Annotated in this window: 22 protein-coding genes; 12 read left to right on the top strand and 10 right to left on the bottom strand. The window is 67.9% G+C overall.

Going from position 1 to position 24,812, the window contains the following annotated elements:
• Nucleotides 1-40: 40 nt before the first annotated feature.
• On the bottom strand, nt 41-844 hold the full coding sequence (locus B7G54_RS11295; protein WP_085039171.1) for an ABC transporter permease: 804 nt from the start codon (nt 842-844) through the stop codon (nt 41-43).
• On the bottom strand, nt 841-1,542 hold the full coding sequence (locus B7G54_RS11290; protein ID WP_085039170.1) for an ABC transporter ATP-binding protein: 702 nt from the start codon (nt 1,540-1,542) through the stop codon (nt 841-843). The genes B7G54_RS11295 and B7G54_RS11290 overlap by 4 nt, the downstream gene beginning before the upstream one ends.
• A 152-nt stretch (nt 1,543-1,694) precedes the next feature.
• On the opposite strand from B7G54_RS11290, the gene B7G54_RS11285 reads away from it, so the two are divergent.
• On the top strand, nt 1,695-3,995 hold the full coding sequence (locus B7G54_RS11285; protein ID WP_085039169.1) for an AsmA family protein: 2,301 nt from the start codon (nt 1,695-1,697) through the stop codon (nt 3,993-3,995).
• A 96-nt stretch (nt 3,996-4,091) separates the two neighbouring features.
• On the opposite strand, the gene B7G54_RS11280 is transcribed toward B7G54_RS11285, so the two are convergent.
• Complete coding sequence (locus tag B7G54_RS11280; RefSeq protein WP_085039168.1) at nt 4,092-4,544, bottom strand: lipocalin-like domain-containing protein; 453 nt, start codon at nt 4,542-4,544, stop codon at nt 4,092-4,094.
• Between the two features lie 169 nt (nt 4,545-4,713).
• Between B7G54_RS11280 and B7G54_RS11275 the strand changes: the two genes are divergently transcribed.
• The 6 genes from B7G54_RS11275 (at nt 4,714) to B7G54_RS11250 (ending at nt 11,452) form a co-directional block, all read left to right on the top strand.
• Nucleotides 4,714-6,306, top strand: coding sequence for an ABC-F family ATPase (locus tag B7G54_RS11275; RefSeq protein WP_085039167.1), 1,593 nt, complete (start codon nt 4,714-4,716; stop codon nt 6,304-6,306).
• Nucleotides 6,307-6,555: 249 nt separating this feature from the next.
• Entirely contained in the window at nt 6,556-7,305 is a 750-nt protein-coding gene (locus B7G54_RS11270) for an FkbM family methyltransferase (protein ID WP_085039166.1), read from the top strand.
• The gene (locus tag B7G54_RS11265) at nt 7,306-8,298 is read left to right on the top strand and encodes a phosphotransferase enzyme family protein (RefSeq protein ID WP_085039165.1); all 993 of its coding nucleotides are present in this window, start codon (nt 7,306-7,308) and stop codon (nt 8,296-8,298) included.
• Between the two features lies 1 nt (nt 8,299).
• Entirely contained in the window at nt 8,300-9,178 is an 879-nt protein-coding gene (locus B7G54_RS11260) for a 4Fe-4S cluster-binding domain-containing protein (protein ID WP_085039164.1), read from the top strand.
• Nucleotides 9,175-10,236, top strand: coding sequence for an asparagine synthase-related protein (locus B7G54_RS11255; protein ID WP_085039163.1), 1,062 nt, complete (start codon nt 9,175-9,177; stop codon nt 10,234-10,236). The genes B7G54_RS11260 and B7G54_RS11255 overlap by 4 nt, the downstream gene beginning before the upstream one ends.
• 7 nt (nt 10,237-10,243) lie before the next feature.
• Nucleotides 10,244-11,452, top strand: a complete 1,209-nt coding sequence (locus B7G54_RS11250; RefSeq protein ID WP_085039210.1) for a glycosyltransferase — start codon at nt 10,244-10,246, stop codon at nt 11,450-11,452.
• On the opposite strand, the gene B7G54_RS11245 is transcribed toward B7G54_RS11250, so the two are convergent.
• Nucleotides 11,409-12,098 carry a cephalosporin hydroxylase family protein gene (locus B7G54_RS11245; protein ID WP_085039162.1) on the bottom strand — a complete coding sequence of 230 codons (690 nt, stop codon included), beginning with the start codon at nt 12,096-12,098 and terminating at the stop codon, nt 11,409-11,411. The genes B7G54_RS11250 and B7G54_RS11245 overlap by 44 nt on opposite strands.
• A gap of 25 nt (nt 12,099-12,123) precedes the next feature.
• On the opposite strand from B7G54_RS11245, the gene B7G54_RS11240 reads away from it, so the two are divergent.
• Nucleotides 12,124-13,089, top strand: a complete 966-nt coding sequence (locus B7G54_RS11240) for a phosphotransferase (protein ID WP_085039161.1) — start codon at nt 12,124-12,126, stop codon at nt 13,087-13,089.
• 12 nt (nt 13,090-13,101) lie between these two features.
• On the opposite strand, the gene B7G54_RS11235 is transcribed toward B7G54_RS11240, so the two are convergent.
• From B7G54_RS11235 to B7G54_RS11210, 6 genes are all read right to left on the bottom strand, one after another.
• The gene (locus tag B7G54_RS11235) at nt 13,102-13,677 is read right to left on the bottom strand and encodes a polysaccharide deacetylase family protein (protein ID WP_085039160.1); all 576 of its coding nucleotides are present in this window, start codon (nt 13,675-13,677) and stop codon (nt 13,102-13,104) included.
• A gap of 85 nt (nt 13,678-13,762) precedes the next feature.
• A complete protein-coding gene (locus B7G54_RS11230; RefSeq protein WP_106408964.1) occupies nt 13,763-14,272 on the bottom strand; it encodes a hypothetical protein in 510 nt (169 codons plus the stop codon).
• Nucleotides 14,273-14,546: 274 nt separating this feature from the next.
• Nucleotides 14,547-15,356, bottom strand: coding sequence for an ABC transporter ATP-binding protein (locus B7G54_RS11225; RefSeq protein ID WP_085039158.1), 810 nt, complete (start codon nt 15,354-15,356; stop codon nt 14,547-14,549).
• Complete coding sequence (locus B7G54_RS11220) at nt 15,349-16,431, bottom strand: FecCD family ABC transporter permease (protein WP_085039157.1); 1,083 nt, start codon at nt 16,429-16,431, stop codon at nt 15,349-15,351. Before B7G54_RS11220 ends, B7G54_RS11225 begins: the two co-directional genes overlap by 8 nt.
• Nucleotides 16,428-17,369 carry an alpha/beta hydrolase gene (locus tag B7G54_RS11215; protein WP_085039156.1) on the bottom strand — a complete coding sequence of 314 codons (942 nt, stop codon included), beginning with the start codon at nt 17,367-17,369 and terminating at the stop codon, nt 16,428-16,430. The genes B7G54_RS11220 and B7G54_RS11215 overlap by 4 nt, the downstream gene beginning before the upstream one ends.
• 1 nt (nt 17,370) lies before the next feature.
• Nucleotides 17,371-18,489 carry an ABC transporter substrate-binding protein gene (locus tag B7G54_RS11210; protein WP_085039155.1) on the bottom strand — a complete coding sequence of 373 codons (1,119 nt, stop codon included), beginning with the start codon at nt 18,487-18,489 and terminating at the stop codon, nt 17,371-17,373.
• A gap of 166 nt (nt 18,490-18,655) precedes the next feature.
• Here B7G54_RS11210 and B7G54_RS11205 point away from each other — a divergent pair, with 166 nt between their 5' ends.
• From B7G54_RS11205 to B7G54_RS11190, 4 genes are all read left to right on the top strand, one after another.
• Nucleotides 18,656-19,630, top strand: a complete 975-nt coding sequence (locus B7G54_RS11205) for a helix-turn-helix transcriptional regulator (protein ID WP_085039154.1) — start codon at nt 18,656-18,658, stop codon at nt 19,628-19,630.
• A gap of 116 nt (nt 19,631-19,746) precedes the next feature.
• Nucleotides 19,747-21,909, top strand: coding sequence for a TonB-dependent receptor domain-containing protein (locus tag B7G54_RS11200; RefSeq protein WP_085039153.1), 2,163 nt, complete (start codon nt 19,747-19,749; stop codon nt 21,907-21,909).
• Nucleotides 21,910-22,042: 133 nt separating this feature from the next.
• Nucleotides 22,043-23,143: an isochorismate synthase gene (locus B7G54_RS11195; RefSeq protein ID WP_244289324.1), complete on the top strand. Its 1,101-nt coding sequence runs from the start codon at nt 22,043-22,045 to the stop codon at nt 23,141-23,143.
• Nucleotides 23,140-24,756, top strand: coding sequence for a (2,3-dihydroxybenzoyl)adenylate synthase (locus tag B7G54_RS11190; protein WP_085039152.1), 1,617 nt, complete (start codon nt 23,140-23,142; stop codon nt 24,754-24,756). Before B7G54_RS11195 ends, B7G54_RS11190 begins: the two co-directional genes overlap by 4 nt.
• The last annotated feature ends 56 nt before the right edge of the window (nt 24,757-24,812 follow it).

Here is a 24,812-nt window from a genome sequence, read left to right as displayed (position 1 = left end):
CGGCGAACCGCGCGAACGCAACGCGCGGTGACGCCGCGTGTCAGTGCGCGCGTTCTTCGAGCCGCGATGCGAGAAAGCGGTGATCGGCCGAGAACAGCCGCCGATAGGTCATCAGCACCGCGCCGACGGTGCCGAGCGCGGACGCCGCCGCGATCAGGAACATGATCACGATCTGGTAGCGCACGGCCTGCAGCGGCGACTGGCCGGCCAGCACCTGACCCGTCATCATCCCGGGCAGGCTCACGACGCCGACGACGGCCATCTGGTTCAGCGTCGGCAGCATGCCTGCGCGCACGGCCTGGCGCGCAGCGTCCTGCGCGGCTTCCCAGCGTGTCGCGCCGAGCGCGAGTGCGGTTTCGACGCGATCGCGGCGCGCCGTGAGTTCTTCCATCATCCGCTCGACGCCGAGCGACACGCCCGTGAGCGTATTGCCGAGAATCATCCCGAGGATCGGAATCGCGTATTGCGGCGCGTACCACGGATGGATGCGGATCACGACGAACAGGCCGACCGCCGCGACGAACCAGCTGCTGAACCAGATCGACGCGATGCTGTCGATGCGCTGGCCGCGATACGTGCGCTTGCCGCGCCCCGCGCCGGCGAACCCGGCGATCAGCGTCATCAGCGCGGTGAGCGGCAGCACGACGTACCAGTGGGGATGGCCGAACACCCAGCCGAGCACGTAGCCGATCGCGAGCAACTGCACGACGGTGCGCACGGCCGCGAGCGCGAGCTTGCGGCCGAGGCCGAGCGACAGGGCCATCGAGATCGCGCCGTTGACCGCGACGAGCGCGGCGGCGATGCCGACGTCGACGAGGCTCAGGTCCTGAAGTGCAGGGCTCATTGCGTTGCCTCCGTCGGGTTTGCAACGTGCATCACGCCGGCCTGCATCACGAGCCGCATCGTGCCGATCCGCGCGGCCTGGGCCGGATCGTGCGAGATCCACATGTATGCGCGGGCGTCGGGCGCCGCGTCGAACCATGCGCCGACGAGCGCCTCGATCGCGCGCGCCGATTCCGGGTCGAGCGCGGAGGTCGGTTCGTCGAGCAGCAGCACGTCGGGATCGAGCTGCAGCACGCGCAGCAGCGCGGCGATCTGCGCTTCGCCGCCCGACAGGTCGCTCGCACGCTTGTCGAGAAAGTCGGGGCCGCGGCCGGCCTGCGCGGCGAGCGCTTCGGCGCGCGCGCGGTCGAACGCAACGTCGCGATAGATTGCGAGCGAATACGGATAGCGCAACTGCGACTCGACAGTGCCGTCCATCTGCGCGGGACGTTGGCGCACATAGGCAACACTGCGCCGGTAATGCGGGATCGCGCTGCGCCGGATCTGTTTGCCGCGCCACAGGATGTGGCCGCCGTCGAGCGGATCGAGCAGCGCGAGCGCACGCAGCAGCACGCTCTTGCCCGACCCTGACGGCCCGGTGATAGCAATCCGCGATCCCGCTGCGAGGCTGAAATCGGTCGGGGCGAGCAGGGTCTTGCCGCTGCTGGCATCGCGCCGCGTGATGCGCTGTGCATCGATGAGGCCGGTGGGGGCTGTCATGTCACAAATGAAAAAAAGCGTTAATGGCGCCGAAACGTCACCATGGCGTGCGTCATAATACCGATTGAAAAGCCGCGGGTGTCGTGCGCCGTTCGTCCACGCAAGCGGCCCGGCATGGTGCGGCAACATCCCAGAACAACAACGGAACCGCCATGACGCTTACCCGAGCCATCGGCAAATCGGCTGCATGGATCGTCGGCATCGTCGCGGTGCTCATCGCGGCGGCCGGTGTCTTTCTCTTCGTCTTCGACTGGAACCGCGCGAAGCCGTGGGTCAACGAACAGGTCAGTGCCGCACTCGGCCGCCCGTTCGCGATCAACGGCGACCTGAAGGTCGGCTGGCGCCGGCCCGACGGCGAAACCGGCTGGCGCGCCTGGGTGCCCTGGCCGAGCTTTTCGGCCACGCAGCTCGAGATCGGCAACCCCGACTGGGCGAAGACACCCAAGTTCGTCACGCTCGATGCTGCGCACTTCGATCTCGCGATCCTGCCGCTGCTCGCGCATGAAATCGTGATCCCGTCGATCGACGTCGTGAATCCGGCCGTCGACCTCGAGCGGCTCGCCGACGGCCGCAACACGTGGACCTTCCAGTTCAAGCAATCGTCGCAGCCGTCGCCGTGGAAAGTGCGGCTCGACAGCTTCGGCTTCGCGAAGGGTACCGTCACGTATCGCGACGCGATCACGAAGGCCGACCTGACCGTCGCGATCGATACGCTCGGGCAGCCGATTCCGCTCGGCGACGTGCTGAAGGAGCAGGAGCAGACGTCGCGCGCGGCATCGGCACAGCGGGTCGGCAAGCACGGCGCCGCGCAACTGAGCGCGAAGGCCAACGCGGAGGCCGCGTCGAGCGCTTCCGCTGTGCAGGCTGCGAGTGCGGCATCGGCAACGGGTGCTTCGGCGGCTTCTGCCGCGGTTTCGGCTTCGTCGTCCTCGTCCACCTCTTCGGCATCGGCTCCTGCCGCCGCCGCGTCCGGTGCAAGCGGCGCAAGCAGCGTCGCGGTGCCCGCGAAGCCGTCCGGCCCGACCTATGCGTTCGGGCTGAAGGTCGATGGCCGCTACAAGAACGTGCCGATCAGCGGTACCGGCAAGCTCGGCGGCGTGCTGGCGATCCAGGATGCGTCGCGGCCGTTCCCGCTGCAGGCCGACGTGAAGGCCGGCGACACGCGGCTTGCGATCGTCGGCACGCTGACCGACCCGATGCATCTCGCGGCCATCGACCTGCGGCTGTGGCTGCAGGGCACGTCGATGTCGCATCTCTACCAGCTCAGCGGCATCACGCTGCCCGATACGCCGCCGTACGCGACCGAAGGCCGGCTGATCGGGAACTTCAAGCGGAAAGCCAGCACGTTCCGCTACGAGAACTTCAACGGCCGCGTCGGCGGCAGCGATCTCGGCGGCACGCTCACCTACGAGCAGCGCGAGCCGCGGCCGAAGCTGTCCGGCGAGCTCGTGTCGAACCTGCTGCAATTCTCCGATCTCGCTCCGGTGATCGGCGCGGATACGGCTGCGAGCAAGGCCAAGCGCGGCGACACGACGAAACAGCCGTCGGGCCGCGTGCTGCCGGTCGAGACTTTCCGCACCGACCGCTGGCGCGCACTCGATGCGGACGTCAAGTTCACGGGCCGCAAGCTGGTCAAGAGTTCGGACTTGCCGATCACCAACCTGTACACGCATATCGTGATGCAGGACGGCGTGCTGTCGCTCGAGCCGCTGCAGTTCGGCGTCGCGGGCGGTACGCTCGCAACGACCGCGCATCTCGACGGCAGCGGTGCGCCGCTGAAGGGCCGCTTCACGGTGGCTGCGCGGCACCTGAAGCTCAAGCAGCTGTTCCCGGCGCAGAAGGTCATGCAGTCGGCGCTCGGCGAGATCAACGGCGATGCGTCGCTGTCGGCGACCGGCAACTCGCCGGCGGCGCTGGCCGCGACGTCGAACGGCGAGGTGAAGGCACTCGTGACGGACGGCCGCATCAGCCGCCTGCTGATGGAAGCGGCGGGGCTGAACGTCGCGAACGTGGTCTACGAGAAGCTGTTCGGCAACAACGACGTGAAGATCAACTGTGCGGCGATCGACTTCGTTGCGACCAACGGCATTCTCGACCCGAAGGTGTTCGCGCTCGATACGGACGACGCGCTGATCAACGTCGACGGCCCGATCAGCCTGCGCGACGAAACGCTGAACCTGAAGATCCACCCGCACACGAAGGGGTTCCGGATCTTCTCGCTGCGCTCGCCGCTGTATGCGAAGGGTACGTTCAAGAACCCGGACGTCGGCGTCGATGCGGGCGCGCTCGCGCTGCGCGCCGGCGCGATGGTCGGTCTCGGGCTGATCAACCCGTTCGCGGCCTTGATTCCGCTGATCGCACCCAGCAACAACCGCGACGTGCCGTGCTCGGAACTGTTCGGGCAGATGAAGGCGCAGGCGGCGCAGAAAGCGGCCAAGAAGGCCGGCAAGTGATGCCGCAGCCGCTGGAGCGGCTTGGCGCCACGGGGGGCGGCTCGGGGTCTTGCCGCGCCCGGCGCAGCGCCGGCCGCGCGGCGCCGTCAGGAGCGCTCAGCGGCTGGCACGTGCCCAGACGATCACCGGCTCGACCTCCCGGCCGCCAATCCGTACCGGTTCGGCGGTGCCGAGTTGCAGGCGGTCGCCGTCCAGGCTGACCACACGCTGCTGGACGTTGCCGATCCAGTTCGGATACAGGCTGACGTCCATTTCATGCGTCAACGTGCCGTCGTCGTCGACGTTAAAGGGGCCGGAATACGCGATGTAGCCGTGCGCCGCGGCCGCGCGTTCCTCGACGCTGCCGCCCTGCAGGTCGCCGTCCGCGTAGGGCGGGCGGCCGGCCGCCATCAACTGGGCGGACATATGGCCGTCGGGCGTATAGAGGATCCAGCCGCGTGCGTCGCGGCCGAGCGGATAGGTGACGGTACCGCCGTCGTGCGGGCGGATTTCGTAGGACACGAGGCGCCATGCGCCGACGAGTTGTTCGCGAAGCTGACTTGCAAGCATGCGGGATTCCGGTGAGACGGCGGTGGAGCGCGTGCCGTCGTGTTGACGGGCCGCCGGGCGGCGGGACGGAGGGCCGGGAATACGCCGCCGGGGCGGTGCGGTCGGCAGTTTCTCCGACACCTGCTAAAATACACGGTTTTCCGTCGATTTCTCTCTTACGGGACCTGCCGTGCTTTCTACTGCCAACATCACGATGCAATTCGGGCCGAAGCCCTTGTTCGAGAATATCTCGGTCAAATTCGGCGAGGGCAACCGCTATGGTCTGATCGGCGCGAACGGCTGCGGGAAGTCGACGTTCATGAAGATCCTCGGCGGCGATCTCGAGCCGAGCGCCGGCAACGTCGCGCTGGAGCCGAACGTCCGTCTCGGCAAGCTGCGCCAGGACCAGTTCGCGTACGAAGACGTGCGCGTGCTCGACGTCGTGATGATGGGCCACACCGAGATGTGGGCCGCGATGACCGAGCGTGACGCGATCTACGCGAACCCGGAAGCCACCGACGACGACTACATGCACGCCGCCGAGCTCGAAGGCAAGTTCGCCGAATACGGCGGTTACGACGCCGAGGCGCGCGCGGGCGCGCTGCTGCTCGGCATCGGCATCGAGGAGAAGTTCCACAACGGTACGATGAGCGACGTCGCGCCGGGCTGGAAGCTGCGCGTGCTGCTCGCGCAAGCGCTGTTCTCGAAGCCGGACGTGCTGCTGCTCGACGAACCGACCAACAACCTCGACATCAACTCGATTCGTTGGCTCGAGCAAACGCTCAACGAGTACAACTCGACGATGATCATCATCTCGCACGATCGTCACTTCCTGAACTCGGTGTGCACGCACATGGCCGACATGGACTTCGGCACGCTGAAGGTCTGGCCGGGCAACTACGACGACTACATGCTCGCATCGGCACAGGCGCGCGAGCGCCAGGCCGCGGCGAACACGCGGGCGAAGGAGCGCGTCGCCGAACTGCAGGACTTCGTGCGCCGCTTCTCGGCGAACAAGTCGAAGGCCCGCCAGGCGACGAGCCGCGCGAAGCAGATCGACAAGATCAAGATCGAGGAATTCAAGCCGTCGTCGCGCCAGAACCCGTTCATCCGTTTCGAGTTCGAGAAGAAGCTGCACAACGTCGCGGTGGTGGCTGAAGACATCACGAAGAAGTACGAGCGCACGATCTTCCAGAACTTCAACCTGTCGGTGCAGCCGGGCGAGCGGATCGCGATCATCGGCGAGAACGGCGCGGGCAAGACGACGCTGCTGCGTTCGCTGCTCGGCGCGCTCGCGCTCGAGCACGGCACGGTGAAGTGGTCCGAGAACGCGAATGTCGGCTACATGCCGCAGGACACGTACGAGGAGTTCCCGAACGACATCACGCTGATGGACTGGATCGACCAGTACCGCAAGGACGGCGACGACGAAACGATGGTGCGCGGCACGCTGGGCCGCCTGCTGTTCACGTCGGATGACATCAGGAAGTCGGTGAAGGTGCTGTCGGGCGGCGAGAAGGGCCGCATGATCTGGGGCAAGCTGATGCTCGGCCGCCACAACGTGCTGCTGATGGACGAGCCGACCAACCACATGGACATGGAATCGATCGAGTCGCTGCAGATCGCGCTCGAGCAGTTCGAAGGCACGCTGATCTTTGTATCGCACGACCGCGAATTCGTGAGCGGGCTGGCAAACCGGATCATCGAAGTGCGCACGGATGGCACGTTGTTCGACTTCGGCGGCAATTACGAGGAATTCCTGACGAGTCAGGGGCAGGAGTAAGTGTCCTGACGCTTCCGGTCATGCGTCGCGCTCAGGCAGTACGAATCCGGAGCGCATAGCGCGAAGCCGCCAGAAGCGCATCAGGCCCGCATCGACAGTATTGTCGATGCGGGCTTTTTCATTTCCGCTTCGCAGCGAAGCCCGGCAGTGTCGCGCATTCCCGTTATTCCCGTTTCCTTCCCTCGGTCGACTTCGGGTAAATTACGCTCCAAATACCTACCTTGATTCCGACCCGGAGCCGCCCCCTCGATGCAGGACCATCCTCTCCCGCTCGACCTGTCCCGCCTTGCGCCAAGCCTGTACGCGCAGGGCACCGAGGAGAGCATCCTGTCGCGCCTGATGGAACGGATCGCGCCGACCAACCGCTTCTGCGTCGATATCGGCGCAAGCGACGGCCTGCGCAACAGCAACACCGCGCGGCTGCTGCGTGAAGAGGAATGGTCCGGCGTGCTGGTGGAAGGCAGCGCGTACCGCTTCGGCAAGCTGGCCGCCCACTACGCGGGCGCGGACCGCGTCCGCTTGCACCATGACCGTGTTCAGCCCGACACGATCGACACGTTGCTCGCCGATGCGAACACGCCGACCGGCTTCGACCTGCTGTCGATCGACATCGACGGCAACGACTACTGGGTGTGGCGCGGCCTGCAAGCGTTTCAGCCGCGTATCGTGGTGATCGAATACAACCCGTACTACACGCCACCCGAGCGTTGGGTCATGTGCTTCAACGCGGACCACGAATGGGACGGCTCGACGTATTACGGCGCAAGCCTCGAATCGCTCGTCCATCTCGGCAGGCAGAAGGGCTATGAACTCGTCTGCTGCGACGACATGGGCAACAACGCATTCTTCGTGCGGCAGGACCTGTATCCGCTGCTCGGGATCGCAAACAACGATCCTTCGGTGCTGTTCCGCCCGGCGATGTACAAGGTGCGCTACGTCGGACACAACACGTTCCTGAGCGGTCATCCGTATCGATACGGGCCGGCCGAGCACATCTGAATGGACTCGCTCGCCGCAACCTTCGACGAAATCCTGAAAGCCTACGCGCTCGGTCGTAGCGGGCAGCCTCGCCAGGTCGGCGAACGCGTGTGGCATTTGCCGACCGATGAAGGCGGCGTAGCGGTCAAGCTCTACGCGCCGGGGCATCACGCGCGTGCGGCCAAGGAAGCTGCCGTGCTCGCGCACTTCGAGACGCACGGCGATTCACGTTTCCATGTGCAGGCGCTGAAACGCACGACGGCCGGCGCACCGCTGTGGACGGGGGCAAACTCGCATGCGATGCTGACGCGCTGGGAATCCGGGCAATTCAGAACCTACGATACGTTTTCGCCGGTCGAATGGGGCGCGCTCGGCACGAGTCTGGGCGCGTTACACACGAGCCTCGAACAGCTTCGTCTGCCGCAGCTCGACACGATCCGCGCACGACTGACCGCGATCGACGCGGATGGGGTGCGCCGCAGCCTGCTCGACGCACTGGATCGCGCCCGCTCGAACGCCGCCGCCGACAACCTGCGCCGCTACGTCGATCTCGCGCTGCGCCTGCTCGACCGCTACTATCCGGGCAGCATCGACGCGTTTCCCGCCGACGATCCGCAGCATCCGATCCACAACGACTACAACCAGTTCAACTATCTGTTCACGGGTACGCTGCCGCCGCTGATTCTCGACTGGGAAGCGTCGATCGGCGCGCCGCGCGAATACGAACTGGTCCGTTGCCTGAACCATCTGCCGCTTGAGGCGCCGCACCTGGCGGAAGCGTTTGTGCTGGCGTATCGGCGGGCCCGGCCGCTGGATCCCGCGCGCATCGCATGGGCGGTCGATGCCGCGTGTGTGCAGCACGCGCTCAAGCTCTGGGTCGTGCAAGGCTGGCTCGACGATCCGTCGCGCTTTGCATCGCATCTGAATGGCGCGGTGACGATGGCGTCCGCGATGGTGGATGCGCGCGACCGTCTGGTCGATTTCTTTTCCCGATGCATGGAAGCAGGACGCTGAAGTGAATGCGAATCTGAACCGGATTTCGAATCCGACGCCGCCGGCCGAGCGGCAGCATGTGTTTCCGCCGCCGCTGGATCGCGATTACCGCGTCGAAGACGGGCGCGTGCTGACGCGCTCGCTCGAAGCGCATATCGTCGATCACTGCAACCTGACCTGCGCGGAATGCTGCTCGCTGTCGCCGCTGCTGCCCGAGTGGTACGCGAGCCCCGAATCGCTCGAGGCCGATCTGCGTAGCGCCGCGAAGGTGTTGCGCCCGCGCATGTTCAAGCTGGTCGGCGGCGAACCGCTGCTGCATCCGGCGCTCGTCGAACTCGTCCAGCGCGTGCGCGCCACGGGCATCGCGCCCGTGATCTCCGTCACGACGAACGGCCTGAAGCTCGGCGAGATGACGGACGCGTTCTGGCAGGCCGTGGATGCGCTGACGATCTCGCGCTATCCGAAGCCGTCGTTGTCGCCCGACCTGGTCGCGCATGTCGAGCACCAGGCCGCGCGCTTCGACGTGCGCCTGAACTGGAAGGTGCAGGACGTGTTCACGACGATGAACCGCGCGCAGCCCGGCACCGATCGCGACGAAGCGCAGCGCCTCTATCAGGATTGCTGGATCCGCGAGCGCTGCCATATGATTCGCGACGGCATGTTCTACACGTGCACGCGTCCGGCGCATTTTCATACGCTCTACAAGGGCGAGAAGGATTTTCAATCCGACGGCCTGCCGCTGTGCGACGACGCTGGCATGCTCGACGCGATGCTCGCGTATCTGCAACGCGAGGCGCCGCTCGAAGCGTGCCTGCATTGCCAGGGTGGCAGCGCGCCGGTGGCGCCGCATCGCATCCTCAAACGCATTGAAGTGGACTCCTTGAAGGCTCGTTATCCATGATCGTCGGCACGCGCGACCTGTTCGGCTTCGACCGGCTCCACTACCATCCGCGCAGCGGCACGACGGCGTCCGGCATCCGGGCCGTCCTGCACGCATCGGGGCAACCGGCCGGCGGGCCGGACGCGGCGGCCATCGCGGGCTACCTGAGCGGCGAGCGGCTGGTCGGCCGCACCGTGCTGCGCGACGTGCTCGCGGTGCCGCCCGGCCATGCGCTGATCCGTTCGCCGCAAGGGCTGGCGGTGCAGCCGGCTCCCGAGCGGCCGCAGCACGCCGATCTGGAAACCGTGCTGCGCGCGTCGCTGCAACGTGCACTCGACAGCGGCAGGCGCGTTGCGCTGGCGCTGAGCGGCGGGCTCGATTCGGCGCTGCTGCTCGCGTTGCTGCGCGAACTCGGCGCGCAGCGGCACGTGACGTCCTACATCCTCGTGACCGACATGCCGGACTATTGCGAGCGCGATGCCGCACTCGAACTGGCCGGGCAGATGCAGGCGAACGTGAAGATCGTGCGCGCGAACGAGGCCGATTTCGTCGCGGCGCTGCCGAGAACGACCCAGGCGGTCGAGGAGCCGATGTTCAACCTGCATCCGGTTGCGAAGCTGCTGCTGGCCGAGGCGATGGCCGCGGACGGCGTCGAGGTGGCCATCACCGGCGATGGGGCGGACCAGGTGCTGCGCCGCGACCAGTCGGCCAACTATCTGCCGCTGTGCCATGCGTTGTTCGATGCGGCATCGGTCGACCTGCATCCGCCGTTCGTCGACGATGCCGTCGTCGCGCATCTGACGAGCATCGCGCCCGATCCGGACAAGCAATGCCTGCGCGATCTCGGTGCACGCCTGAGCCTGCCTGACCGCCTCGTGCACGGCCCCAAGCGCGGGAGGCTCGCCCCGGCGATGGACCTCGCGGCGCTGCTCGATCTGGACCGCACGCACGCGCTGGCCGACAAGCTCGGTCTGGCCGCCCCCACGCTGCAGACCGATCACGAACGCGTGCTGTGGACGACGCTGTCGCTGATCCTCGACCATTTCGACCACCTCGATGCCGCGCATCGCCCAACCTGAGTCGCTCATGAAACGCATCCTGTTTTGCGTGGTGCCCGAGAAAGGGCACGTCAATCCGTGTATCGGGCCGGCCCAGCATCTGCGCGCCGCCGGCTGCGACGTCGCGTTCTATGCGCCGGCCGACATCAGCGCACAGCTCGACGGCGCCGGCGGCTTCACATTCGTCGGGCCGCGCGAGACGCCCGAGCGCCACGACCTGTCGCGCGGCGCGAGCTTCGCCGCGAACATTCGCGACGCGGACTGGCTTCGGCACTGGATCCGCACGCTGCTGATCGATCTCGCGCCTGCGCAGGTGGACGGCATCCGCGCGGTGCTGCGCGACTGGCGGCCCGACGTGGTCGTGATCGATCCGCTGCTCTATGCGGCGGCGATTGCCGCGGAGCTGGAAGGGCTGCCGTGGGTCGCGATGTCGAATTCGCTGAATCCGGTGCTGCCGGGCGATCTCGACTCCGAATTGCTGCGCACGGTGCGCTGGCTCGAGCCGGAACGCACGCGCCTGTTCGCGCGCTACGGGCTCGACGCGCGTTTTCGCGGTTGCGACATCCTGTCGCCGCACCTGACGCTCGCGTTCACGACCGACGCGCTGGTCGGCGCGCCGCCGCCGGGCGTCGAACTGGTCGGCCCGGCGCTGCCGTCCGGCCCGCGTGGCGACGAGACGCCGTTTCCGTGGGAGCGCCTCGACGCGGATCGCCCGCTCGTCTACATGTCGCTCGGCAGCCAGCTTTACTACCATCCCGATGTGTTTGCGAAGGTCATCGACGCGGCGCGCGCGACGTCGGCGCAACTGGTGCTGTCGGTGGGCGAACTGGTCGATTCGGATGAGCTGCCGGCCGACGACGAGCGCGTGGTCGCGGTGCGCTACGTGCCGCAACTGGCGCTGTTGCGGCGCACACACGCGTTCGTCAGCCATGGCGGCGCGAATTCGGTGATGGAGTCGCTTGCATGCGGCGTGCCGATGCTGCTGTCGCCGTTCTGCAACGACCAGTTCCATTCGGCGCACTTCGTCGAGCGGGCTGGTGCGGGGTGCGTGCTGGATCTGCAGCGGGCCGGCGTGGCGGAGATTGCCGATGCGCTCGAACGCCTGCTGCGGCCCGGGCCGTTGCGCGAGCAGGCGGCGCGGATTCGTGCGAGCTATGCGGCGCGCGACGGTTCGGCCGAGGCAGCGCGCCTGATCAGCGCACTCGCTTCAGGAAACCGCCTGGCGACAGCGTCATGAGTACGCGGTCCTCGATGTCGTAGTCGACCTCGAACCGGTCGTCGCGAGCGAGGAATTCACGCGCGGCGGTGGCCGGGTTGTTGCCTTTGCCGTAAGGCTTGCCGTCGAACGTCGACGCGGGCAGGTACTCCATGATGGTGTCCATCACGATCGCGTAGCTGCCGGGCGTCACGAGCGGCGCATAGCATTCGAGTTCGCGCAGCACGTGCGCGTGCGTATGTGTGAGATCGAGGATCGCCATCACGCGTGCGCCTTCACCGATCCGTGCGCGTACCGATGCAACGGTGTCGGCCGCGCACGATTCACCTTCGATCAGCGTCATGCGGTGCGCGAGCCGGTGCGATTGCAGGCGCTGCCTGACCTCGTCGCGCAGGCGCGGCTCGATTGCAACCACGCGGCCGCTGTCGCCCGCCAGTTCCAGCATGGACGCGGAGAATACGACGCCGCCGCCCGCCGCGATGCCGGTCTGCACGATGCAGTCGGGACGCTCGCGCCAGATCAGTTCCTGGAGCGCGAGCATGTCGCCGGGCAGGTGGAAGAAGCGCTCGCCGAGCCAGCGCGTCTGGAACAGATGGCCGAATTCGGCAGCGCGCGTCAGCCATTCGATGTTGATGTCCCGCATGCGGGCCGACGGACGCTCTGACATGATCAATGCAACGAGTAGGAGTGACGTGAAAACGCTGGAACCGTGGCTTCACCGGTACTGGAACATCGGGCCGGCGCGCTTGCAGGCGCTGGCGTCGGGCCATACTAACAAAACGTATCTCGTCGAGTGCGATGCGGGGCGCGCGGTGCTGCGCGTGTCGTGGTCCGGCAAGCCGGTCGAGCAGGTGCATCGCGAGGCGGCGATACTCGGCCATCTCGGCTACTCGCGTACGGCACCGATGCTGCCCGTGCTGCCGCGGCTGCGCCCGACCGCGGATGCGCAGCCCGGTGTGCAGCTTCCCGATGGAAGCTGGCTGCACCTGTTCGAGCATATCGACGGCAGCCCCGGGCTGCCGGACGACGCGGAGGCGGGCGCGAGCGATGCGATGCGGGCGCTCGCGCATCTGCATGCTGCGCTGGCGGCGATCCCCGCGACCGAATCGGCGCCGCTGGCGTGGCTGTCGGCGCGCCACGCACGCGTGGCGGCGCGTGCCGCGCCGTCGTTGCCGGGCGACTTGAGCGGCCATTACGAGACGATGATCGGGCGGATCGGCGCGCATCTCGACGCTGCCGCGCGCTGGCTGACGGGGGCGGTGCACTGGCTGCACGGCGATTATCACGCGGGCAACCTGCTGTACGTGGAGCACGCGGTGAACGGTGTGCTCGATTTCGACGATGTCGGGCAGGGCGCGCAGTGGCTCGAAGCGGCCTTTGCGCTGTTCGCGCTGTCGCGCGATGCGGGCAGGGACGATCGCTTCGTATTCGATGCGCAGCGCTGGGACGCCGGCCTGCAAGCCTATGCAGCGACGCGTCCCGATGCCGCGCCGGACTGGATGCACGACCGCCGCGATGCGCTGATGGCCCTGTTCTGCGCGGACCAGACGTTGATCCATCTGGAAGCTGCGCAGCGCGGGCTGTGGAAGCCGGGGCCCGGCATCGGTTTTCTCGGCGGCTGGTGGCAGTTGCTGGATGGCGCGGCGCCTGGGCGCTAGCCGGCCGCCTCGTCAACGCAGCCGATTCAGGAACAGGCGCACCGCTTCGACCGTGTTGGGCCGCGCGTCGCCGTGCCGCGAGCTGTCGTGCATGCAGAACAGCACGTCGCGCTGTCGTGCCGCGCTGGCGTCGACATGCGCGCACATCGCGTCGAACAGCGCCTGCGGCGACGGCGCCGGCCGCTGCCAGTCGTCCAGTATCGCGGTCCAGCCCGTGTGTTCGCGCTGCAGCCGCGCGAGCACGCCGGCGCGATGGTCCTGCGGCATCAGTCCGTAAGGCAGGCGCAGCGGGATTGTGTCCGGCTCCGGAACGCCGGCGCGTCGATAGGCTTCGCGGATCAGCGCGTCGGTCGTCTCGATTTCGTCGATCAGTGCATCGTCCGCCAGTGCGCCGGGCTTCGCGTGCGAATGCGTGTGATTGCCGAGCCGATGGCCTTCACGTGCCATGCTCGCCGCGACGTCGAGCGCGCCCGCCAGATTCTGGCCGAGCAGGAAGAAGGTCGCCTGGCACGATGCCGAGTGCAGGACATCGAGCAAGAAGGGCGTCGAGGGGCCGGGGCCGTCGTCGAAACTGAGGCGAATGGACATTGCGGGTGGGGGCGCGGTTCAAGGTGTATCGGCGCAACGATAGCGCAAGTCGCGGCGGGCGGCGGCTTGCGCATCCATCGGCCGCCTACTGGATCGGCTCGATGGCCAGCGGGCAGGTGCCCACCCGACGCAACCGCGTGCCGGTCCACTCGTAGAAGAACCGGGCAGCCTTCGCATTGCTGTCGTCGCAATCGTCGTTGAAGCAGCCCGCGACGATCAGCAGCGTACTGCCGGGCCGGAAATCGACGCGTTCCTCGTCGTTGCCCATCACACCTGCGATGGCCTGCACGCCGGGCATCGTGTACGTCGCGCCCGTGTACTGGTCGACGATCGCGAAATTCCGGCAATCCGTTCCGCAACCCCAGGTCGCGACACGGTAGTGGCCGGCAAAATTGGCCGGTTGCGTGAATTCGTCACGAATCACGGTGCGGTAGAGGCGCGCTTCCTTGCTGGTCAGGCGGGGTGCGGCGGCCGGCTTGCGCGGCGCGCGTGCCGCAGGTGCCGGATAGCGGTCGAACGACGGCGACGGGCAGTTTCGGGCGGACGCCGCGGTGACGGGCAACGGCTGGCCAGCCACAGCCCAGCCGGCAAGCATGGCCGTGGCGCCGGCCGTCAGCAGAAGTCGGTATGCGCGCATCACGCGATCGTCCTTGCAGGGAAGAGGAGCGGGCCGCCGCGCGCACGGTGGCCGTGCGGTCGTTTGCCGATGTCGCGGCGGGTCGGGACCTGACGGCCCCGCCGCGCGATTCTATGACGCTTCGCGTGCGCCGGCCCGCATTGTTATCGGCGTCCGGTGCGACTGCGCGAACGACATAGCGGCCTGATGCCCGCAAGCCGGACCGGTCGCCAGCGCGACGACCGATCCGCGCTCAAGCGTCGCACGCTTCTCGCGCGTCATCCGTAATGGCTCGCTCCGCGAGCGCGACATAATCGCCGGCCGCCGTGCGTTCGACCCGGGCGTCGACACGATACGCGCGCCGCAGGTGCGGCGGTGTCAGGACTTCGGCGGGTGCGCCGTCGGCGACGAGGCCGTTGGTGCCCAGCAGCACGAGCCGGTCGCAGAATCGCGACGCGAGATTCAGGTCGTGCATCGCGACGAGCACGACCGCACCGTATCTGCGTGCCGCGTCCCCGACCGCTTCCAGCGCGAGCAACTGCCAGCGCAGGTCGAGCGCGCTCGTCGGTTCGTCCAGCAGCAGCAGCGGCGTGTCGCGCACGAGTACCTGCGCAAGTCCGACCATCTGCCGCTGTCCGCCGGACAGCCGCTCGAGCGGCGACATCGCGAGCGCTTGCAGCCGCAGGCGCTCGAACACGTTCTGCAGGCGCAGGTCGCGTGCCGTGTCGGACAAACCGGGACAGGTCGCGCGCAATGCGCTGCGTACGGCTTCGTACACGAGCAGCGACGACGGTTGCGGCAGCGTCTGCGGCAGGTAGCCGACCTGTCGCGTGTGTTCCCGGCGCGCGCCGTGCAGCAGGTCTAATCCGCCGAACGCCGCGTTGCCGTGCACGGCAACGAGCCGGGCGAGTGCGCGCAGCAGCGTCGACTTGCCGACCCCGTTTGGTCCGAGCAATCCGACCATCGTGCCGGGCGTAACGGGCGCGAGGGACAACCGGTCGAGCACGACCTTCGCGCCATAGCGCGCGACCAGGTCGTCGATGTACAGGGTGCCCTTATCCATCGAGCCTCCTGCGCCGGCTGACGAGGATCATGAACAGCGGCACGCCGACCAGCGCGGTGATGATCCCGATCGGCAGCGTCACCCCCGGGATCAGTGCCTTGCTGAGCACGGATGCGCCAGCCAGCATGATCGCGCCGGCGAGGGCGGCGCCGGGCAGGTAATAGCGATGCTCGTCGCCGACGAGCAGCCGTGCGACGTGCGGCCCGACGAGACCGACGAAACCGATCGTGCCGACGAACGACAGCGCGGTGGCCGACAGCAGGCTGATACGCACCAGCGCGACGAGTCGCAGCCGCTCGACGGCGATGCCCATGCTGCGCGCCTGTTCGTCGCCGGCGCGCAGCGCCGTCAGCGATGCGACGTCGAAGCTCGCCCACAGCGTGCAGGCGGCGAGCACGCACGACAGCAGCGCGATCTTGCCCCACGTCGCGCGCGCGAGACTGCCCATGCTCCAGAACACGATCTGCTGGAGCGCGTTCGCGTCCGCGAGAAACTGCAGCAGCCACAGCAGCGCGTCGAAACTGAACATCAGGCCGATGCCGAACAGCACCACGGTTTCGGTCGTCGCGCCATGGCGCCACGCGAGCCAGACGATCAGCAGCGTCGCGAGGCTCGCGCAGCAGAACGCGCCGAGCGATAGCGCGATGTTCTCGTTCCAGAGCACGACGTGCCAGCCCGAGATCACGACGAGCGACGCACCGACACTCGCGGCGGCCGACATGCCGAGCGTGAACGGGCTCGCGAGCGGGTTGTTCAGCACGGTCTGCATTTCCGCGCCGGCGATGCCGAGCGACGCGCCGACGAGCACGGCCATCAGCGCATACGGCAGGCGCACGTCCCAGAGGATCACGCGCTGTTCGAGCGGCAGCGCGTCCGGCCGGAATAGCCCGGCGACCAGATCCGCGATCGGGAATGGCGACGGGCCGGTGCCGATGTCGACGACGAGCAGGGTGCCGAGCACGCAGGCGAGGAACATCAGTGCGCCGACCCGCCGCGCGGCGATTGCGCGGTAGCGCAGCTTCAGCGAAGCGGACGAACGGGACGAAGGCGACGATGCGGGCGACGCGGCGCTCATGCGGCATCTCCCGCGTCGGTTTCGGCCGCGATGCGCGCGGCCAGCATCGCGCTGGGCACCACGACGCCGCCATGATCCTCGTCATCGATCAGGCGGAACGTCGCGTCGAGCCCAGGGCGGGCACCGACGCGCCGGACGAAGTCGCGCGCGGAACTGACCTGCTTGCGCGCCTGTTGCCGGCGCGTGCGCTCGACGTCGGGATTCGGTGCGCCTTCTTCGAGGCTACCGGCTGTGACGAGCAGCCGCAGCGCCGGCGCCAGCGGCGCCGCTTGCGCGGCGAAGCGGTCCGCATAGGGCAGCAGCGCGCGGTCGCCCCACCAGATCGACGGGCTCGCCGCGACATACCGCGTGAACAGGTGCGGGCGCGTCAGCATCGCGTACAGCGTCAGCAGGCCACCGTACGAATGGCCGAACAGCGTCTGGCGCGCCGGGTCGACCGCTACCTGTTGCGCGAGCCAGGGCTGCACGTCCTGCTCGATGAAATCGAGCAGGCGGTCCGCGACGACACCGTGGCCGTCCGTCAGCGGCGCGAGCGTGTAGTCGTCCGCGCGGGCTGCCATGTCGTATGCGGCCTCGGTCGGGTAACCGATGCCGATCACGACGGGCTCCGCATCAGGCGTCGCGTCGGGGCGCGCGCGCAGGTTGCGCACGAGTTGCGCGGCGAGCGGGAAGAGCGCGTTGCCGTCGAGGACGATCAGCACCGGATGGGGTACGGCAACAGCCCGCTCGGCGGGCAGCGCGACGAACAGGCGGCGGGGCTTGCCGCCGACCGTCACGTCGAACTGGCGGCTGTTCGGCACCTGCACGGCGGGCGCTGCGTCGAGCGCGGGCCAGTCCGGTGCGCGAGCGGCGAGTGCGGGGGCGACGCGGGCGCCGAGCGGGCCCGCGAGGCCGGCGACGAGCAGCGAGCGGCGCATTGTGGAAGCAGGGAGCGACATGTCACGACCCTTCCTGTACCCAGTATTCGCCCTGTAGCGGAACCGGCTGGAAGCGTCGCACCATCGTGTCGAGCGTGCGGCGCGGGTCAACGTCGGCGAACAGCGCCGGATGCAGCCATTTGGCCAGAGCCTGCACCGCGACGACGTTGAACGGCGAGTTGTAGAAGTGATGCCAGATCGCATAGGCCCGGCGCTCGCGGACCGCGCGCAGCGGCGCGATCTGCGGGCGCTGCAGCGACCGGTCGAACGAACGGGCGGCGGTTTCGCGGGACACGCCGGCGCCGAGCGCGATGCGCAGCGGCGCACTTTGCAGCGTCTGGGTCGAGCCGATCCCCGTGCCGATGTAGAAATCGGGCTGGCGGCTGAGCAGGTATTCGGGATTCAGCGTGCCGTGCTCGCCGGGCACGCGGCCTTTCGCGATGTTGTTGCCGCCGGCGGCGTCGAGCAGGCGCCCCATCATGCCCGTCATCGTGTCGCAGCAGTCGCTCGACAGGCCGACGCGGCTTTCGAGGAACACGCTCGGCGCGACCGCGTGCGCGTTCACCAGCCGCGTGCGGACGAGGTCGAATTGTGCCTGCCAGTACGCGTTGAAATCCGCCGCGCGCTGCGGCGTGCCGAGGACCTGGCCGAGCAGCGCGATGCTGCGCGTCGTATTGACGAGCGGGTCGTGCCGGAAATCGACGAAAACGATCGCGACGCCGGCGGCTTCGAGCCGCGCCAGCGTCTCGCGATCGCGCTCACCGGGGCCGTGGCCGCCGCCGAGGCCGAAGATCGCGACCTGCGGGCGCAGTGCGAGCGCGCGTTCGTCGCTGAAGCTGCCGGCCTGCGAGCGGCCGATGCGCGGCACGTCCTTCAAGCGCGGAAACCGTTCGAGCCATTGCCCGTAGCTGGCCGGATCGAGCTGTTCGAAATCGCCCATCATGCCGACGAGGCGGCGGGTGGGATCGCCGGCGTCGACGACCGCCAGCGCGGGCAGCAGGCGCCCTTCGCCGAGCAGCACGCGTTCGACGCGCGCGGGAATCCGGACCTGCCGGCCGGCCAGGTCGGTCACGGTGGTGTCCGCGCATGCCGCTTGCGCGACGAACCCGCTGCACAGCCATGCGCCGAGCACGGCCCACATTCCACTTGTCTTTTTCACGCGACTCCCGATACGATATAAATGAGAACAATTCTCATTTAAGTGTAGCCGAGCAGCGGGGCATCGTGGGATGCCGGTTGTTTGATCCAGCGACGAAATAGTTTGTGCGGGCGCGCGGCGCCCGACGCACTCAACGGGGTATCACGACATGACGGCGCAGACGCCAGGTGCTTTCCAATCCGACGGTCATCGCCACGACGCGCACGTCGCGCGGATTCGCGAGGTGCGTCCGGGCTTGCGTATCCACGCGGACGACGCGACCGACGAATTCGACGCAGTGATGTCGGGGCAGTGCACGCCGGGCCTGCATCTCGTGCTGCTGCTCGAAGGCGCGCTCGACGTGTCGTACGGCGACCGGCGCGTGTTACTGACGACGGACGCGCGCCGGGCGAACCGGGCACCGGTGCCGCGGCCCGCGGTGCGGATGCAGTCGTTCCTGCTCAATGCGGTGCAGCCGGATACGTTCCGCCGGCGGCTCAGCAAGGGTGGCTATGCGCGGCGGCTCAGCCTCGCGATGTCGGGCGAGTGGCTGGGGCATCTGCAGGCCGCGAGCCGCGGTGCGCTGCCGGAGCGGCTGGATGCAATGCTGTCCGCGCACCTCGCGATCAGCTTCTGGCAGCCGACACCACGCGCGACCGCGCTGGCCGAGCAGATCGTGCGGCCGCCGACCTGTCAGCCGATGCTGCAGGCGATTTACCTGGAAAGCCGTGTGCTGGAGCTGCTTGCCGAGGCGTTTGCGCCGCTGGAGGCGGAGGCGGTGGACGCGGCACCGATGCCGGAGGCGGCGCTCGGATCGCGCGACTACCGCCGGATGGCGGAATTGCGCGCGTTCCTGGCGAGCAATGCCGCACAGGATTTGTCGCTCGACGATATCGCGCGCCATGCCGGCATGAGCGCGAACGCGATGCAGCGGCAGTTCCGTGCCGCCTACGGCACGACGGTATTCGACTTCGTCCGCGAACATCACCTGCAACGCGCGCGGCTGGCCCTCGAGCGCGACGCGGTGAGCGTCAAGCAGGCCGCGGCGCTGGCCGGCTATACGAGCGCCGCGAACTTCGCGACCGCCTACAAGCGCCGCTTCGGCGTCACGCCGACGCTCGCGCGCCGCAGCGACCATCGCTGACGAGGCAGCCGCCGTGACTCAAACGAGTTTGTAGCTTACGCAAAGATTTCGGCGTATTACATGTTTCATAATGCAAATGAGAATCAATCACATTATGAAACATCGAAAGCGCCACCATGTCGAGTCAAGCTGCACACTTCGCATTGAAGCCGGCCGTCGTTGCCGGCCTTTACCTGATGGGCGTGTCGAGCGCGTGGGCGCAGACGCCTGATCAGCCTGCCGGCCCCGCCGGCGCACCTGCCGTCCCGGTCCGGGCGGTTGCCGGCGATCCGCCGGATCCGATCATGCTGAAGGATATCGTCGTGACGGCCAGTCGTCGCGAGCAGGCGATCCGCGAAGCACCCGCTAGCATTTCCGTAATCGGTCGCGACGAAATCGAAGCGAAGCCCTACACGTCGGTTGCGGAGATCGTCAACAACGTCGAGGGGGTGAGCGTCGTCGGCGCTTCGCCGAACGACCAGGACATCTCGATCCGCGGGATGCCCGGCGAATACACGTTACTGCTGGTCGACGGCCGCCGCCAGAACACCCGTGAAACGATGAACCGCGGCAGCTCGGGCGTGCAGTCGAACCTGATGCCGCCGCTGTCCGCGATCGAGCGGATCGAGGTCGTGCGCGGGCCGATGTCGTCGCTGTACGGTGCCGATGCGATGGGCGGCGTGATCAACGTGATCACGCGCAAGGTGCCGAAGCGCTGGGGCGGCACGATCACGGCCGGCAGCGTGTGGCAGCTCGAATCGAACCAGGGCGATACGCAGAGCGTCGACTTCTGGCTCGGCGGCCCGCTGAAATCCGACGTGCTCGGGCTGCAGGCGTCCGGCCGGCTCCTGCATCGCGGCGAGGACGACATCTTCTACGCGAACAGCGGGACAAGCGGCGCGAACGGGCAGCGGATCGGCAGCTTCGACGTGAAGCTGGCGGCGAAGCCCACGCGCAACCAGGACGTGAGCGTGAACATCGGGCGCGAGCAGCTCACTTACCTGAGCACGCCGGGCAAGAGCGCGGCGCCGCTCACGCCGCGCACGGCCGCGTCGGCGGTGACCGAAACGCGCCATGTCCGCGACTACTGGGGCATCACGCACGACGGTCGCTGGGGTTTCGGCAACACGACGCTGTCGCTCTATGGCGAGCGCGGCGTGCAGGACCAGTGGACGCCGGCCGGCCGCGAGGCGATCAAGCCCGCGCTGACCGACACGATCCTCGAAGGCAAGGCCGAGGTGCCGTGGTGGGGCGAGCGCAACATCCTGACGGTCGGTGGCCAGCATATCTGGTCGACGCTGTCGGGCGTGGCCCGCCAGGACGCGGTGCCGAAGGGCCACGCGGCGAACTCGGACCGCATCCGGCGCAATGCGTGGGCGCTGTTCGGTGAAAACGACTACTTCTTCAACGACCGGTTTACGCTGACGACCGGCGTGCGGCTCGATCACGACGATCGCTACGGCAGCCACGTGAGCCCGCGCATCTACGGCGTCTACAAGCTCAGCCAGGCGTGGACGGTGCGTGGTGGTGTGTCGACGGGCTTCCGGCCGCCGTCGTTGCGCCAGAGCACGGGCGGCTACTGCATGACGTCGGGCGGCGCGGCGGGGGCGATGCCCGGCACGCTGTGCGGCAATCCGGATCTCAAGCCCGAGACGAGCCTGACCGAGGAACTCGGCGTGCGCTACGACCTGGGCAACACGTACGCGGGGCTGACACTCTTCAACAACCTGTTCAAGAACAAGGTGGCCAGCTACGACACGGGCAAGGCCGATCCGCGCTCGCCGGGTCGCAACATCTACGTGTACGACAACATTGACCGGGTCAAGCTGTACGGCCTCGAACTCGGCGCGGGCACACGCGTGCTGCGTACGCTGAAGGTGTCGGGCACCTACACGCTGACCCAGTCGCGCCGCGAGGGCGGCGGCGAGAAGGCGTTCAATGGCGGCTCGCTCGACGGCTATCCGCTCGACAAGACACCCAAGCACAAATTCAACGTGCAGGTCGACTGGACGCCGACTGCCAAGCTCGATCTGTACGCGACGGCGAACTACATCGGCAGCGAATACTGGGCGGCGTTCCGCAACGGCGCGCAGGGTGTTCGCGAGCGGCCGTCGACGACCACCTTCGATCTCGGCGGCCGCTACCGGATCGACAAGCGTTTCTCCGTCAACTTCGCGGTGCTGAACCTGACCAACAAGATGGTTCCAATCGACGATCGCACGCGCACGAGCGGCCTGAACGGGAACTGGCTGGTCGATCAGGGGCGCCGCGTCGCGGTGAGTGTCACGGCCGAAATGTGACGGCACGGCCGGTGCGACGCGCCGGCCCTTCAATCTGGAGATGAATGAGATGAATGCGATATCCCATCCTTCTAGTCTTTTAGTACCCCATAGCATATGGGATCTCTATCGTGCCGACGCGGCGCTGTTCCTGGTGACTCCGGCCCATGCGCTGCTTGCGGCCGATCCGGCGGAAGCGATTCCACATGCGGATACGCCGCTGGTCACGCGTGTGGCAGAGGCGCTGCGTCGTGCGCAGGCGAATGGGTATGCCGGCGCAGCGGTGGTCGGCGCCGTGCCGTTCGACGCAGATACGCCGACCGCGCTACGGGTGGCGCACACGATGCTGCGTGCGGCGCCGTCCGGCGTGCCGCGGGTGCCGGATCCGGCCGGAATGCGCTATGCCACGCGCGAGGTGCCAGCGGCCGACGCCTATGGCGACGCGGTGGCGCATGCGGTTGCGCGCATCCGCGCGGGCGAACTCGACAAGGTCGTGCTGGCGCGCACGCTCGAAGTGGACGGCGAGCAGCCGGTCGACGTCGCACCGCTCGTCGCGCGTCTCGCGGCACGCAACCCGCACGGCTATACGTTTTCCGTGGATCTCGGTGCGGGGGGCACGCTGCTCGGTGCGAGCCCGGAACTGCTCGTGAACCGCTTCGGCGGCGTCGTGCGCGCGAATCCGCTGGCCGGCTCCGCGCCGCGCAGCCTCGACCCGGTCGAGGATCGCCGTCGCGCGGAGGCGCTGCTGGATTCGGCCAAGGATCTCGACGAGCATCGGGTCGTCGTCGAGGCGGTGCGAGACAGCCTCGCGCCGTTCTGCTCGCATCTCGACGTGCCGGTGCGCCCGTCGCTGATGCATACCGAAACGATGTGGCACCTGTCCACCGAAGTGCGCGGCGAAACGCAGGCCGACGCGTTGACGCTCGCGCTTGCGCTGCATCCGACTCCCGCGGTCTGCGGTGCGCCGCGTGACGCGGCCCGTGCATGTATTCGCGCGGCCGAGCCGTTCGACCGCGGGTTCTACGCGGGGATGCTCGGCTGGGTCGATACGCACGGCGATGGCGAATGGATCGTGACGATCCGCTGCGCGCAAGCGTTCGATCGCACGCTGCGGCTCTATGCGGGGGCAGGCGTCGTCGCCGAGTCGACGCCCGACGGCGAGCGGGCCGAAACGGCGGCCAAGTTCAGGACGATGCTGGATGCGCTGGGGATTGGCCGCGACGCGGCACAGGGCGGCGCCCGGGAGGCGGCATGACGATCGCGCACGGCACGTCGTGGCCGGCCGCGTTGGCCGACACGTACCGCAGAAAGGGCTATTGGCGCGGCGAATCGTTCGCCCGCTGGTTCGATGCGCGCGTTGCGCAATTCGGCGAACGGACGGCGCTCGTGCAGGGCGATCTGCGCTGGTCGTACCGGACGCTCGCGGCCGAGGCGCAACGCATTGCGCGCGCGCTGAGCGCGGCGGGCATCGTGCCAGGCGATCGCGTGGTGCTGCAACTGCCGAACTGCGCGGCCTTCTTTGCGACGACGTTCGCGCTGTTCCGCATCGGCGCGCTGCCGGTTTTTGCATTGCCCGCGCACCGGCGTCGCGAGATCGACTTCTTTTGCCGGCACGTGGGTGCGGTGGCCTACATCGCGGCGCAATCGCACGACGGTTTCGACTACCGGTCGCTCGCGCGCGACGTACAGGCCGGCGCGCCGACGCTGAAGCACGTGCTGTTCACGACGCCGGGCAACGCAGGGCTCGATCTGCCCGATGCACCGGACATCGCATTGCCGCCCGGGCCGGCCGCGCATGAGGTGGCGTTCCTGCAGTTGTCGGGCGGCAGCACGGGCACGCCGAAGCTGATTCCGCGCACGCACGACGATTATCTGTACAGCGTGCGGGAGAGTGCGCGCATCTGTGGGCTGAGCGAACGCACTGTCTATCTCGCTGCGCTGCCGGCTGCGCACAACTACGCGCTCAGCTCGCCGGGCTCGCTCGGTGTATTCGACGCGGGCGGCACGGTCGTGCTGAGCGATAGCGCCAGCCCCGACGTTGCGTTCGAGCTGGTCGAGCGTGAACGTGTAAGCGTGGTCGCGCTCGTGCCGCCGCTCGTGCTCGTCTGGCTGAACGCAGCGGCGCGACGCGGCGGCGCGCCCGCGAGTCTCGAACTCGTGCAGGTCGGCGGGGCGCGGTTCGATCCGGCACTGGCCGCGCGCGCGGCGGATGGCTTCGGCGCGCAGCTCCAGCAGGTATTCGGGATGGCGGAGGGGCTCGTCAACTACACGCGGTTGGGCGATCCGCGCGACGTCGTGATCGCCACGCAGGGGCGGCCGATCTCGCCGGACGACGAGATTCTCGTGGTCGACGACGACGATCGCCAGGTCGGGCCGGGCGAGGTCGGCCACCTGCTGACGCGCGGCCCGTACACGATCCGCGGCTACTACGACGCGCCGGTACACAACGCACGCGCGTTCACGGCGGACGGCTTCTACCGCACCGGCGATCGCGTGCGGATCACCGACGGCGGCTATCTCGTCGTCGAGGGGCGGGCGAAGGACCAGATCAATCGGGGCGGCGAGAAGATTCCCGCGGAGGAGATCGAGCATCTGCTGCTGGCGCATCCCGGCGTTGCCGACGCGGCACTCGTGCCGATGCCGGACCGGTATCTCGGCGAGCGCAGCTGCGCGTACGTGATTCGCGGATCCGCGGCGCCGAGCGCGGCGGATCTCGTGCGGTTCGTGCGCGAGCAGGGCGTTGCGACCTACAAGGTGCCGGACCGGATCGAGTTCGTCGACGCGTTCCCGAAGACCCCGGTGGGCAAGATCGACAAGCGGGCGTTGCGGCAGCGCATCGCTGATTGCCTGGCCGACGCGCCAGCCTGATGTCCGGCGCTCAGGTAATGCCGAAAACGTTCATTTTCACGACGCTCACCACACAT

The sequence above is a fragment of the Burkholderia puraquae genome, from assembly GCF_002099195.1.
Classification (GTDB): Bacteria; Pseudomonadota; Gammaproteobacteria; order Burkholderiales; family Burkholderiaceae; genus Burkholderia; species Burkholderia puraquae.
This window is presented reverse-complemented; position numbering and strand designations above follow the sequence as displayed.